The sequence below is a fragment of the Brevibacillus laterosporus DSM 25 genome, assembly GCF_002706795.1.
Classification (GTDB): domain Bacteria; phylum Bacillota; class Bacilli; order Brevibacillales; family Brevibacillaceae; genus Brevibacillus_B; species Brevibacillus_B laterosporus.
This window is the reverse complement of sequence record NZ_CP017705.1, coordinates 1,843,467-1,857,615: the sequence shown is the minus strand read 5'-3', so window position 1 is coordinate 1,857,615 and position 14,149 is coordinate 1,843,467. Positions and strand designations below refer to the sequence as shown.

13 protein-coding genes are annotated in these 14,149 nt (G+C 41.9%); all 13 read left to right on the top strand.

The genetic code is table 11. The features are described 5' to 3' along the window. The first annotated feature begins 5 nt into the window (after nt 1–5). On the top strand, nt 6–1,517 hold the full coding sequence (atpA, locus tag BrL25_RS08900) for a F0F1 ATP synthase subunit alpha (protein ID WP_018669741.1): 1,512 nt from the start codon (nt 6–8) through the stop codon (nt 1,515–1,517). Nucleotides 1,518–1,593: 76 nt separating this feature from the next. Continuing rightward, on the top strand, nt 1,594–2,460 hold the full coding sequence (gene atpG / locus BrL25_RS08895; RefSeq protein ID WP_018669742.1) for an ATP synthase F1 subunit gamma: 867 nt from the start codon (nt 1,594–1,596) through the stop codon (nt 2,458–2,460). 51 nt (nt 2,461–2,511) lie between these two features. Then, on the top strand, nt 2,512–3,921 hold the full coding sequence (gene atpD, locus BrL25_RS08890; RefSeq protein WP_018669743.1) for a F0F1 ATP synthase subunit beta: 1,410 nt from the start codon (nt 2,512–2,514) through the stop codon (nt 3,919–3,921). A 25-nt stretch (nt 3,922–3,946) separates the two neighbouring features. Next, nucleotides 3,947–4,351, top strand: a complete 405-nt coding sequence (locus tag BrL25_RS08885; protein WP_018669744.1) for a F0F1 ATP synthase subunit epsilon — start codon at nt 3,947–3,949, stop codon at nt 4,349–4,351. Nucleotides 4,352–4,501: 150 nt separating this feature from the next. Further along, nucleotides 4,502–5,248, top strand: a complete 747-nt coding sequence (locus tag BrL25_RS08880; protein WP_018669745.1) for a DUF6042 family protein — start codon at nt 4,502–4,504, stop codon at nt 5,246–5,248. A 223-nt stretch (nt 5,249–5,471) separates the two neighbouring features. Beyond that, the gene (locus BrL25_RS08875) at nt 5,472–8,768 is read left to right on the top strand and encodes a S8 family serine peptidase (protein ID WP_018669746.1); all 3,297 of its coding nucleotides are present in this window, start codon (nt 5,472–5,474) and stop codon (nt 8,766–8,768) included. Nucleotides 8,769–9,031: 263 nt separating this feature from the next. After that, complete coding sequence (locus BrL25_RS08870) at nt 9,032–9,403, top strand: NADH-quinone oxidoreductase subunit A (protein WP_018669747.1); 372 nt, start codon at nt 9,032–9,034, stop codon at nt 9,401–9,403. Continuing rightward, nucleotides 9,394–9,912 carry a NuoB/complex I 20 kDa subunit family protein gene (locus BrL25_RS08865; RefSeq protein ID WP_018669748.1) on the top strand — a complete coding sequence of 173 codons (519 nt, stop codon included), beginning with the start codon at nt 9,394–9,396 and terminating at the stop codon, nt 9,910–9,912. Before BrL25_RS08870 ends, BrL25_RS08865 begins: the two co-directional genes overlap by 10 nt. Then, nucleotides 9,909–11,045 (top strand): NADH-quinone oxidoreductase subunit C, encoded by a 1,137-nt coding sequence (locus BrL25_RS26300; protein WP_018669749.1) that lies wholly within the window; start codon nt 9,909–9,911, stop codon nt 11,043–11,045. The genes BrL25_RS08865 and BrL25_RS26300 overlap by 4 nt, the downstream gene beginning before the upstream one ends. A 14-nt stretch (nt 11,046–11,059) precedes the next feature. Beyond that, a complete protein-coding gene (locus tag BrL25_RS08855) occupies nt 11,060–12,169 on the top strand; it encodes an NADH-quinone oxidoreductase subunit D (RefSeq protein ID WP_035311783.1) in 1,110 nt (369 codons plus the stop codon). After that, nucleotides 12,170–13,177 carry an NADH-quinone oxidoreductase subunit NuoH gene (gene nuoH, locus BrL25_RS08850; RefSeq protein WP_018669751.1) on the top strand — a complete coding sequence of 336 codons (1,008 nt, stop codon included), beginning with the start codon at nt 12,170–12,172 and terminating at the stop codon, nt 13,175–13,177. A gap of 46 nt (nt 13,178–13,223) precedes the next feature. Beyond that, a complete protein-coding gene (gene nuoI, locus BrL25_RS08845) occupies nt 13,224–13,637 on the top strand; it encodes an NADH-quinone oxidoreductase subunit NuoI (RefSeq protein WP_003334261.1) in 414 nt (137 codons plus the stop codon). Nucleotides 13,638–13,640: 3 nt separating this feature from the next. Continuing rightward, nucleotides 13,641–14,147, top strand: coding sequence for an NADH-quinone oxidoreductase subunit J (locus BrL25_RS08840; protein ID WP_026314984.1), 507 nt, complete (start codon nt 13,641–13,643; stop codon nt 14,145–14,147). Nucleotides 14,148–14,149 lie beyond the last annotated feature (2 nt).

Below are 14,149 nucleotides of genomic sequence, written 5' to 3'. Positions count from 1 at the left end.
CGTAAGTGAGTGCAATCAGACCTGAAGAAATTAGCTCGCTCATCAAAGAGCGCATCGCTAATTATAAAGCTGAGATCGAAATCGCTGACGTAGGTACGGTTATCACTGTTGGTGACGGTATTGCGCGCGTACATGGTTTGGAAAAAGCAATGGCCGGTGAGCTTCTTGAGTTCCAAAACGGCGTTATGGGTATGGTACTCAACTTGGAAAGCGATAACGTAGGGGTAATTATCCTTGGAGCTTTCCGTGACATTAAAGAAGGTGACACGGTTAAACGTACTGGCCGTGTAATGGAAGTACCAGTAGGAGAAGCGCTATTAGGTCGCGTAGTTAACCCACTTGGTCAACCAATTGACGGTTTAGGTCCAATTGCGACTACGGAATTCCGTCCTATCGAGAACAACGCTCCAGGTGTAATGGCACGTAAATCAGTTCATGAGCCATTGCAAACTGGTATTAAAGCGATTGACTCTATGGTACCTATCGGTCGTGGTCAGCGTGAGTTGATCATCGGTGACCGTCAAACAGGTAAAACATCCGTAGCTTTGGATACCATCATCAATCAAAAGGGTAACGGAATGATTTGTATCTACGTTGCCATTGGTCAAAAGCAATCAACAGTTGCTGGCGTAGTTGAAACACTACGTAAGCATGGTGCTCTTGATTATACAATCGTTGTTTCCGCTACAGCTTCTGATCCAGCTCCATTGCTGTATCTAGCTCCTTATGCGGGTGTAACAATGGGTGAGTACTTCATGTACAAGGGCGGACATGTCCTATGTATTTATGATGACTTATCTAAACAAGCGGCAGCTTATCGAGAGTTGTCCCTATTGCTTCGCCGTCCTCCAGGTCGTGAGGCATATCCTGGTGACGTATTCTACTTGCATTCCCGCTTGTTAGAGCGTGCAGCAAAACTATCTGATGAACTAGGAGCTGGTTCTCTAACCGCACTTCCTTTCATCGAGACTCAAGGTTCTGACGTATCTGCATACATTCCAACGAACGTTATCTCCATCACAGATGGACAGATCTTCTTGGAAACTGATTTGTTTAACGCAGGTCAACGTCCAGCGGTTAACGCAGGTATCTCTGTATCCCGCGTAGGTGGTGCCGCACAGATTAAAGCAATGAAAAAAGTAGCTGGTCCACTTCGTTTGGACTTGGCACAATATCGTGAGTTGGCTGCATTTGCGCAGTTCGGTTCCGATTTGGATAAAGCAACACAAGCTCGTTTGACTCGTGGTGAGCGCGTTGTTGAAATCCTAAAACAACCTTCATACCAACCAATGCCTGTTGAAAAGCAAGTTATCTCTATCTTCGCTGCGACAAAAGGCTTCCTAGACGAAATTGCTGTGGAAGACGTTCGTCGTTTCGAAAAAGAACTGCTTGCATTCATCGACTCCAATAAACCACAGTTGTTCGAACATATTCGTACAACAAACGAATTACCGGATGAAAAGGAATTAGGAGCGGCGATCGAAGAGTTTACAAAAGGCTTTGCTTCAAGCCGTTAATCTTCGGCATCGATAGATTTTGTGCATGCTGGATTCAAGAGAATTCAGCATGCATTTCCCAAGGTGGTGAAAATGAGTGGCTCAAGGTATTCGTGAAGTAAAACGACGTATAAAAAGCGTTAAAAACACGCGTCAGATCACGAAAGCGATGAAGATGGTGTCTACTGCAAAACTTCGACGTGCCCAAGACCAAGCGCAAGCGGCTCGCCCGTATGCTCAAAAGGTTCAGGATGTAGTAGCAAGTATTGCATCAGGAAGCACCAGCTTTAAACATCCGATGCTTCAGACCCGTCCGGTGAAGAAGACAGGATATATCGTTATTACTTCTGACCGTGGACTCGCAGGAGGATATAACGGGAATATCATCCGTAAGGTTCTTCAGGCGGCTAACGAAAAGCATAAATCTAAAGATGAGTATGCGATCTTTGCTATCGGACGCAAAGGCCGTGATTTCTTTGTGAAACGTGACTATCCTGTCATTGAAGAGGTAGTTGGAATGCCGGAAAACCCTAGTTTTGCTGACATTAAGCAAATTGCGTACACAGCAGTCAAATTATATGCGGACGAAAAGATCGACGAACTCTATCTCTGCTATAACGAATTTGAATCTGCTATCTCGCAAATTCCACAGGTGAAACGCCTGTTGCCACTTCAATCAATTGAATCTGATTCACAGGCCTCTACAGTTAACTATGATTATGAGCCTTCTGCAGAAGAGGTTCTCGAAGTGCTTTTGCCAAAATATGCAGAAACGCTAATCTATAGTGCTGTATTGGATGCGAAAGCTTCAGAGCACGGAGCACGTATGACATCGATGGGTAATGCGACTGATAATGCATCTGATATTATCGATCGTTTAACACTCTTCTATAACCGTGCTCGTCAGGCAGCCATCACGCAGGAAATCTCCGAGATTGTTGCGGGTGCAAACTCACAAGTATAACAAAGACAGTTATAAAGGCTTCCAATTAGCTTTTAGGAGGGAAGATTTAAGATGGCGAAAGGGCACGTAGTTCAGGTAATGGGACCGGTTGTTGACATTGAGTTCGACCATGGTCATTTGCCTGCTATCTATAATGCGATCAACATTTCTTATAAAGCACAAAGCTCCGGAGAACGCGACATTGATCTAGTATGTGAAGTTGCGCTTCATCTGGGAGATAACTTAGTTCGTACAGTTGCGATGTCTTCTACAGACGGTTTAATCCGTGGCATCGAAGCAATTGACACAGGTGCACCTATTTCTGTACCTGTAGGTGAAGTTACATTGGGTCGCGTATTTAACGTATTAGGCGAACCAATTGACCAAGTGGAAATGAACGAGGTTCCTCGTCGTGATCCAATTCACCGTGCAGCACCTGCTTATGAAGACCAAGCAACTTCTACTGAAATCCTAGAAACAGGTATTAAGGTTGTTGACTTACTAGCACCATACGTAAAAGGTGGTAAAATTGGTCTGTTTGGTGGTGCGGGTGTAGGTAAAACCGTACTAATTCAGGAATTAATCAACAACATCGCGCAAGAGCACGGCGGTATCTCTGTATTCGCTGGTGTTGGTGAGCGTACTCGTGAAGGTAATGACCTTTACCATGAGATGAGAGATTCCGGTGTTATCGCTAAAACAGCGATGGTATTTGGACAAATGAACGAACCACCAGGTGCACGTCTACGTATCGCACTGACTGGTCTTACAATGGCAGAGTTCTTCCGTGATGAAGAAGGTCGTGACGTACTTCTGTTCATCGATAACATCTTCCGTTTCACGCAAGCTGGTTCTGAGGTATCCGCTCTACTTGGACGTATGCCATCTGCGGTAGGTTACCAACCAACACTTGCTTCTGAAATGGGTAGCTTGCAAGAGCGTATCACTTCCACGAAAAAAGGTTCTGTTACTTCTATTCAGGCGATCTACGTACCAGCGGATGACTATACTGACCCAGCACCTGCTACAACGTTTGCTCACTTGGATGCAACAACTAACCTGGATCGTGGTATTTCCGAGTTGGGTATCTACCCTGCGGTTGATCCACTAGCTTCTACTTCTCGTGCTCTTGCACCTGACATTGTAGGTCAAGAACACTATGAGGTAGCTCGTGGCGTACAGACAATCCTACAACGTTATAAGGAATTGCAAGATATCATTGCTATCCTAGGGATGGATGAGTTGAGCGATGAGGACAAACAAACTGTATCACGCGCACGTCGTGTACAACGTTTCTTGTCCCAGCCTTTCCACGTTGCTGAACAATTTACTGGATTCCCTGGTAAATATGTACCGGTTAAAGAGACTGTACGTAGCTTTAAAGAAATTCTTGATGGTAAACATGATGATCTGCCAGAATCAGCTTTCCTATTCGTAGGTACGATTGATGAAGCAGTTGAAAAAGCAAAGAACATGAAGTAAGACAACCCTGAAAGGGGAGACGGTAATGAGCAAAATGATAATAGAGATCGTTACTCCTGAACGGGTTGTCTATAGCGGAGAAGCCACAATGGTAATTGCACGAGGCGTTGAGGGTGAGTTGGGTATTCTCCCTAACCATACGCCGCTAGTGACTCCGTTAAAAATTGCTCCTGTTCGGATTAAGCAAGAAGGCGACAAAGAGACCATAATCGCAGTTAGCGGCGGCTTCATGGAAGTTCGCGGCCAAACGGTAACGATTTTAGCAGAAGCTGCAGAGCAATCAGACGACATTGATTCAGCTCGTGCGGAATTAGCAAAACAACGTGCCGAAAAACGTCTCAATGAGAAGATTCCAGATCTTGACGTTCAACGCGCTGAGTATGCCCTACAACGTGCTATCGTACGTTTAGATGCGGCGCGCCACAAGTAAGCGAGAATCCCCAGGCATTTTTATATGCTTGGGGATTTTTCTTTGGAAATTGGAAATATGCCGCTTGTTATGTGTATAATAAACCTAATGTACTCTAGGATTACTAGGAAGTACTCTGTGAAACGCAGTTGTGGATAAGGAGAGTGTAATATGCAAACGATACAAGATCTTCGCACAAAAGGTAGCGATGATATTATTATTCCGAAAGGATATGATATGCATGGCTGGAGCACCGTGTTCTCTCATGAGATGAACGTATTGTTTAAAGCCGTTTGCTATGCGGTGAGCAAGCTAAACACAAAAGAAGAAATGTTAGAGTCCATCTTTTCTACGAAAGCGTTGGATGGTACCTTCGATACGTTGGATAAAAATAAATTCAATGACGAAGAAAACTATGAAAACTACGTGGCTCTATTGGAGAAATACGGTAACTTTTTGAAACGCTCTAACTATGAGTATCCAGCAACAGCTCAGGAAGCGTTAGATATGTTTATTAAGTGGGGTCTAGTAATTGATAAGGGAACAAGCCTAGACGTACCAGTAGATCCTTTCCCAGAAGTAGTAGATACATTCGAACTTCGTGATGATGAAATGTTTGCTTTGTATCATATCCGTTTGGAGTCGTTGATTCATCCAGTGTTTAGCCAGTTGGTTATGTATCTACATGAAAAAGAAGAGAATGAATTCTCACTTTCAAAAAATGAAATCAAGGAAATTCTGGGAGGCATTAACGATAATATGCTAACAGAAGTCTTGATTAAACTAACGCCATACTTGGAAGAGCCGATTGATCGTTTCCAAGAGATTCCAGACAATGAAAAAATGGGATTCAAAGTGGTATGGGAGCGCATTTACGAAGATTTCTTGGGTACAGAAAATCCACAAGCTCTTCAATAAACGTTATATCATATACAGATTTTACCAATAAAATTAAAAATGACTGTCCTTAAAGTATAGACATTTATACGGAAGGACAGTTTTTTTTAATTTTGTAAAAATATGACTTTAGACCTAAAGGAATAAAGAAAAATATAGAGAAATTAATATGTACTGATTTTTTAGAAAAATCAGATGATATTATAAATTTTTCTTAATTCTATTAATTTAGGAGGGATCTTAGTTGTTACGAAAACCTAAAAAGATCACATCAATAGCACTAGCTACTAGCTTGTTGCTAGGAGTTATCCCATATAATGTTATGGCGGCGACTCCAAAGGAAGGCTTAGAATTGGATGCGCTCTTAGATGTTAATGCGTTAACAAAGGCAAAGGTATCGGGAGAAACTGATGAGGAGGTTTCTACTGGCCCTGCGTACATATCCCCTGCTTTGGATACCAAGTCTTCTAAAATGGTGACTGTTATTGTCCAGTTAAAAGCTGATCCAGTTGTTGTGACGAAAGGAAAGTCAAAAAGTTCTGAAAGAGAAGCACGTTCACTAGTATCTGATGATCAAGATGATTTTGAAGGACTTGTAGAAGATAAGGGTATTGATTTGGATATCGAGAAGAAATTTGAAGAAGTATTTAATGGAATGGTAGTGACTCTGCCTGCCAATGAAATCCCTAAGTTAGCTGAACTACCTAATGTAAAAGCTGTTTATAACAACATTAACTACTACTCCCAGCCAGACGTAGAGGTTGTATCTGAGACAGCTGAGCTACCACCGGGAAATTATGATGTGAATCCTTTAAAAGCAATGAAAATACCTGAAATGTGGAAGCTAGGCTACACTGGTAAAGGCTTAAAAGTGGGTGTTATTGATACAGGTGTAGACTATTTGCATCCTGACTTAAAGGATGCCTATAAAGGTGGCTATGACTCCTACGATGATGACGATGACCCATATGAGCAAAAACCAATCCCTGTTGATGAAGATCCAGAGGGAAAAGGTTATAAGGGCTCACATCACGGTACCCATGTAGCTGGCACAATTGTTGGGCGAGCTTCCAATAAAACATCCGACGTTCATGTTCGTGGAATTGCCTATGAGGCTGACCTTTATTCATACCGTGTGTTAGGTCGACATGGAGGAAGCTCGGCTCAAGTAATTGATGGAATTGAACGTGCTGTTAAAGATGGCATGGATGTTCTTAATTTGTCGTTAGGATCTGATTTGGAAAAAAACTCTGATTCACCTGATGCTATCGCGTTAAATAATGCAGTATTAGCTGGGGTTATTCCAGTGGTAGCTAACGGAAATGCTGCTAATAATAATCCAAATCAATATTATTACACAGCCGGATCTCCAGCTGGTGCAAAATTAGTTATTTCTGTGGGAGCAACTACACCACCTGTAGAGTTGTATACCAGTACAGCTACTACCTCCTTCGGTAAAAACTATGAATTTAAAGTAGCAAGTTATGAAACAGGTCTATCTGATTTTGCTAAGATAGTGGGTTCAGAAACTCTCCCTCTTGTATTTGCTAACCTGGGATTGATTTCTGATTTTGATAAGGTAGATGTAAAGGGCAAAGTGGTTTTAGTTTCACGTGGCGGAGTGGCCTTTGTTGATAAGATTTCTAACGCGAAAAAGGCAGGAGCAAAAGCTATTATTATTTATAATGGCAATGATGCTAATGGAGATGGCATCGCAGATCCAGATCCAGTAGGTCGTGATGATTACTTTAATTCCTATCTTGGTGATCAGATGGATGCAATTCCTACCTTTGACATGAAAGGGAAAGAAGGCCGTGAATTGGTGAAGCAAATTCAAGCTGATCCAAGCAAAGCTACCATCACGTTTAGTAGTGAATATCCTAAGACAGAAGAAAAAGGCGATCAGATGGCTGACTTCAGTTCACGTGGACCAGCTATGGATGATGAGTACTCTATCAAGCCAGATGTATCGGCTCCTGGGGTAAGCATCTTATCAGCAAAGCCAACATGGAAAAAAGATTTCCCAGATGCGAATTACGATCATGCCTACCAACGACTAAACGGTACAAGTATGGCGACTCCGCATGTAGCTGGTCTGGTTCTGCTCTTGAAACAGGCCCATCCTGATTGGACGCCATTTGATGTAAAGGCGGCTATGGCTAATACTGCTGTTGAGATTAAAGATGGAAATGGTGTCTTATACGATGTTTATTCCCAAGGCTCTGGTCGTGTAGATGGTTTGGCGGCCCTAAAAACACCAGCCTTGCTACAAACAGTTGAAAAGACCAAAATCTTAGATAAAAACATGAACGAAAAATTTGTCACCAACTATGGAACAAATATTAGCTTTGGTTTAGTTTCCAAAGACATGAAAAAACCGTTAGTTAGAACACTTCAATTAAAAAATACTTCTGATGAAGAGGTTGAATACGAAGCAGAAGTTATTATGCACGAAAAGGTTACGTCCGTACCTGGAAAACCAGCGACAACTACCGATGTAGACAACCTGAAAGTGAAGCTGTCAGACGATGACTTTACTGTAAAACCTGGTAAATCTGTACAATTTAATTTACAGGTAGAGGCTAAGAAAAAATTAAAGGATGGCGTATACGAAGGTGAAGTTCGTCTGAAGAGCGAAGATGGACACCCTGACTTGCACCTGCCGTTTGTTATCCATGTAGGTGATGAAAGGGAAGAAAATAAATTCGGCTTTGATAGCTTTAAGCTTTCCAGCACTCAAGTTAATCCGGATACACTTACTTTCTCTGCATCTGCTGACTTGCAAGCAAAGGATATTAATCTTATTGAACTACAGCTTTGGGATCTAAATGACGAAAAGCTAGGCACAATGGCTGTAGAGAAAAAGACGGATAAAAAAGGAAATCTTCAATTGTTGAAACCAGGAAAGCTCTCCTTTAAAAACCTAACTGGGGAATATGTGAGTGCAAAAACTGGTAAGCTGACAACACCAGAAAACGGGAAATATAAAGTAAGAATCTTTGGATATCAGTATGATCCAGAGAATCCAGTTGAAAAAGAAGACGATTTAAAAATTAAATATGAAGCTTGGAATGCTATTTCGATTCAAGGTCCAGTAGATGGAGAAGACCGTGAAGATATCAGGGAATTAGTTAACGAAGCAGCTGAGGATTTCTCAGCAAAGGTTGTTAATGTTAGTGAATTGAATAAACAAGTGTTAAAGCTACCGAATGAAACAGATGAAATTACTTATAAAGTGGTAGAAAGCTCTAACACTGATTTGATTGACAATGATGGCTTCCTAGTAAAATTACCAAAGAAAAAACAGAAAAAACCAGTATATCTTACTGTTTATGTTTCTTCCGTGAAGGTTCCTTCCATTAAAAAGGTTGTAGTTGTAGATGTATTATTGCAACCGAATAAAGGTAAGGGAAAAGGAAAAGGGCGACTTCCTGCTCCAATCGAGGTGGAAGAACAAATTGAACAAACAACAGAGCAACAAACCGAACAACAAACCGAACAACAAACGGAGCAGCAAGTAGCTGAACAAGCTGCTCAGTAGGCTAGTAACATGTTTATTTAGGAACAAACACCAAGTAACAAAGGGTCCTACCTGCACATCTCTGTTGCAGGTAGAACCCTTTTATTTTATTAATGTAATATTTTTTCATAAAATAAACAAAAATCTGATAAAATAAGTATATAAATGTACGTAGGCTAATAAAAGTCTTAGTGTTTGTAAGGGCTTTCGTTGTACAGAAATGTACTGATTTGCTATAATTATGAAGAAATTCGAAGACCTACAGCACAATGGAGGGAAATAAGATGGATGCTATTTATGCAAACAATTATGTCATTGTTGCCATCTTTCTGCTTCTTGGTGTTCTGCTTCCAGTTGCTACGGTAAGTATCATTGGGCCTTTATTACGTCCCAATAAACCGAATGCTGAAAAGCAAACGACATACGAGAGCGGAAATATCCCGATTGGAGACAGTTGGGTTCGTTTTAACGTAAAGTATTATATCTTTGCTCTTCTGTTCGTTATTTTTGATGTAGAAACCTTATTTTTGTATCCGTGGGCAGTAGCTTTTAATGAATTAGGATTATTTGCTCTCGTGGAAATGTGCATTTTCATCGCTCTTCTGATGATTGGCCTGTTGTACGCATGGAGAAAGAAGGTGCTTGAATGGAATTAGATTTGAAGAGCATCGAACCAGATTTACAGGATGAATTAAATCGGAATGTTCTGTTTACGAGTTTAGAGACCTTAAAAGGATGGGTAAGAAGCAACTCGCTATGGCCACTTACGTTTGGATTAGCCTGTTGCGGGATTGAAATGATGGGGACAGGCGGTTCACACTATGACCTTGATCGATTTGGAGTCATTTTTCGCCCTTCTCCTAGACAGTCAGATGTGATGATAGTAGCTGGAACAGTAACGAAAAAAATGGCGCCATTATTAAGACGATTGTATGATCAGATGCCTGAACCAAAATGGGTCATTGCCATGGGTTCCTGTGCTACGGCGGGTGGTCCCTATATTAAATCGTATAGTGTGGTAAAGGGTGTTGACCAAATATGCCCTGTGGATGTTTATATTCCAGGTTGCCCGCCAAGTCCAGTTGCGCTGATCTATGGTATTAATAAATTACAAGAAAAAATCCGCTATGAAGCAAAGACCGGAAAGCGGGTGGATCAGCAATGAGTGAAGAAAAAAGAAAACCTACACCTGAGGAGAAGGCAGCAGCAGTGGCTGAAGCGAAGGCAAAAGCGGCAGCAGCTGTAAAGGCTAAATTGGCACAGCAAGCACAAGCGAATGTAGCCGATGAAGAACCAAACCAATCGACAACAAAAGGAATGGCACAAGGTGATTCTTCTGCTAGTTCTTCCGTACCTGATGAAAAATCGATAGCGAAAGCAAAGGCAGCAGCAGCCGCGAAGGCGAAGGCAGCTGCGGCGGCAAAAGCAAAGCTTGAAAAAAGTACCGCCACTGAAGTGAGTGCGGAGCTGGTTGTTCAAGAGAAGGAGACAAAAGCAAGTGAAGAAGTGATCGCTGGATCAGCTACAGAGATTGACACAGATGCCAAAGCGAAAGCAACTGCAAAAGCAAAGGCAGCCGCGGCGGCAAAAGCAAAGCTTGAAAGTGGCACGATTATAGGAAGCGCTGAGCAGTCTATTCAAGAAAAAAATACAAAAGCAAGTGAAGAAGTGACCACAGGACTAGATACAGATGCCAAGGCTAAAGCAGCCGAAAAAGCGAAAGCAGTAGCAGCTGCAAAAGCAAAAGCGGCAGCAGCCGCGGCGGCAAAGGCGAAAGCGAAAGCAAACGAAGAAACTGTAGCAGCAGAAGTTCCCCCCTCAAAGAATCAACCCTACCTAGATCGTTTTGTACAAATCATAGCAGAGAGATTTGGCAAAGAAAGCATTGAAGAATCCTACATTAACACGTTATCAAAAGAAGTTCCCACCATGACGATAAAAAATCAGATTTGGCATGACATTGCACTCTTTTTAAAGCAGGAACCCGGCTTACAATTTGATTACCTTTCCAACCTACATGGAGTCGATTATGAAGATCGAATGGAAGTCTACTATCATTTGTACTCGTATGCACATCATCAAAGCTTGGCCATTAAGGTGAAAACTACGCGTGAAGCATCGTCTGTTGCTTCTGTTGTAGATGTGTGGCCAGGGGCTGACTGGAACGAGCGAGAAACATACGATTTGTTAGGAATCCACTTTGTAGGACACCCCAATCTGGTTCGAATTATGATGCCAGATGAGTGGGTTGGACATCCGTTGCGTAAAGATTATGAGCCTTTTGATGAGGGGGTATAACCTTGAGTACTCCAATGACGACTAGTATTCGCACAGAAGAAATGATTCTGAATGTTGGACCTCAGCATCCAAGTACCCATGGAGTATTTCGTTTAATTGTAAAGATTGACGGTGAAACCATTAAAGAATCCATTCCTGTAATGGGCTATTTGCATCGTGGCACAGAAAAGCTAGCTGAGAATCTTACTTACACTCAAATCATTCCCTATACAGATCGGCTAGATTATCTCTCTTCCATGACCAATAATTATGTATTGTGTCATGCGGTCGAAACGATGATGGGATTAGAAATCCCTGAAAAAGCTGAGTATTTGCGTGTAATTGTAATGGAGCTAAATCGTGTCGCTAGCCATTTGGTTTGGTGGGGCACCTATCTTTTGGACATCGGAGCAATAGGTCCCTTTCTGTATGCGTTCCGTGATCGAGAAACAATTATTAATTTGTTCAATGAGATTTCGGGGGCACGATTGACGTACAATTATATGAGAATTGGTGGAGTAAAATGGGATGCTCCTCCTGGATGGATTGATAAAGCAAAGGAATTTGTTCAGTATCTTAAAAAGGAATTAGCTAATTACCACCTTCTGGTGAGCGGGAATGAAATTTTTATTAGTCGCTTAACTGGCATTGGTACCTATGATCGTCAAATGGCTCTTGATTATTCTTTGTCTGGTGTTATGCTGCGGTGCACAGGAGAGAATTGGGATATTCGTAAAAATGAGCCATATTCCATTTACGATCGGTTTGATTTTGATGTTCCTGTATCTACAGATGGGGATTGTATGGCTCGCTATCATTTACGTCTCCAAGAAATTGAGCAATCGCTACGTATTTTAGAGCAAGCCCTAGATCAATTTCCCTCGGAAGGAGAGGTTATTGGAAAAGTCCCTAGGGTGATTCGACCACCAGCAGGAGAAGCGTACGTGCGCATTGAAGCACCACGTGGGGAATTGGGTGTGTATATAGCTAGTCAAGGCAAGGATAGACCGTGGAGAATGAAGCTAAGAAGACCGTCCTTTGTGAATTTGCAGATTTTACCTACCTTATTGAAAGGTGTTAATATGTCCAATATGGTGGCGATTTTGGGTAGCATTGATATTGTGGTAGGGGAGGTAGATGCATAAATGACTAGTTGGCTTCAACAAACCCCATCATTTACCAATGTTTTACTGTTCTCCATGGCCGCAATAGTGTTACTGTTAGTGGTACTTGCTTTTGTTACATATGCTATCTATTTTGAGCGAAAAGTAATTGGCTGGATGCAATTACGCTATGGCCCTAATCGTGTAGGTCCCCTGGGGCTTCTGCAAACGGTATCCGATGTTGTCAAATTGCTTATTAAAGAAGATACTCGTCCCAAAAATGCAGACCGTGCTCTATTTACACTAGCCCCAATATTGGCTTATGCTCCCGCTTTTGCGGTACTGGCTGTCATGCCATTTACCGATAAGCTACAATTTGCCGATTTAGGGATTGGAGTATTGTATTATATCGCCTTGTCCGGCATTACTGTCATGGGTGTCATTACGGCTGGATGGGCTTCTAATAATAAGTATTCTTTACTTGGTGGCATGCGTTCGGCAGCACAGATGATTAGTTACGAGGTGCCGCTGGTTATGTCGGTTGTGGGTGTTGTCCTAATGACTGGCAGTCTTAACCTAAAAGATATCGTCTATGCACAACAGGACATGTGGAACATTATTCCGCAAATATTAGGATTTGGTGTATTCTTAATTGCAGCACAGGCTGAATTAAATCGTTCTCCGTTTGATTTGCCAGAAGCTGAGTCGGAGCTTGTCGCTGGCTATCATGTGGAATACTCAGGATTCCGTTTCGCAATGTTTATGTTATCAGAGTATGTGTACATGTTTGGCATGGGAACTTTGATTACCATTCTATTTTTAGGAGGATGGCTACCGATTCATCCGAGCCTCAGCTTTATTCCGCCGGTTATTTGGTTTATCCTTAAATTTATGTGTTATGTATTTTTGCAGTTCTGGATTAGGGCAACGATGCCTCGATTCCGTGCGGATCAACTAATGGCCTTTGCTTGGAAAGGGCTTTTACCAATTGCTCTTTTGAACATATTGCTTACGGCTGTAGTCATCTCATTTCAAAAAGGTTTTATTTAGATTTTCAGCTATAAGCCATCTATTTTGATAATGGGGAGGAATTTACATGCTAGGGTTTGCCAAAGGCCTAGGTTACACGCTCAAAAAGCTGTCTGAGAAGAAGCTAACGACGATGTATCCAGATGTGCCCTTCCAAATGCCGCCTCGATTTCGAGGAATCCAGCATTTCTCACCGGAAAAATGTATCGTGTGCAATCAGTGCGCTCGCGTCTGTCCGACTGAGTGTATTCAACTGACTGGGAAGCCGCATCCTGATCCCGAGAAAAAAGGTAAAATCATTGATACGTATGATATCAACTTTGAAATCTGTATTTTATGCGATCTATGTACGGAGGTTTGTCCAACAAATGCAATCGTCATGACTAATAATTTTGAGCTGGCTGTGTATAGTCGAGATGAATTGTACAAGGATTTAAAATGGTTGGATGATAACAATACCAATGTGAGGGAGGAGAACTAATTGATAAGCGGGTCATATGCCGTGTTCTTTATATTGGGCCTTCTGACCATTGGTGGGGCAATTTTTATGATTAACTTTAATCGAGTGGTTCACATGGTGATCTCTATTGGGGTAACGTTTATAAGTATTGCGGGTTTGTTTGTGCTACTAGGAGCTGAATTCGTTGCCGTTTCTCAAATATTGGTCTATTCAGGAGCTATCTCGATTCTGATGCTATTTGGAATCATGCTGACAAAGCATAATGCGACAGAAGAAGGGAAAAAACGTGGGGCACGGTTTTGGTTTAGCTTGGCGGGAGTTGTTACTTTGTTTGTAACTATTTTTACAGCCATTCAATACACAAATTGGTCCTCTGTGCCAGCGAGAACCCCCAATCCATCTGTTAGTAACGTCAAGGAAATTGGAATTGACGTATTTACAAAGTTCGTTATTCCATTTGAATTGCTATCCGTTTTGTTACTAGTAGCTTTGGTAGGCGCAATAGTGTTGGCTAAGAAAGAGGAGGAGTAACG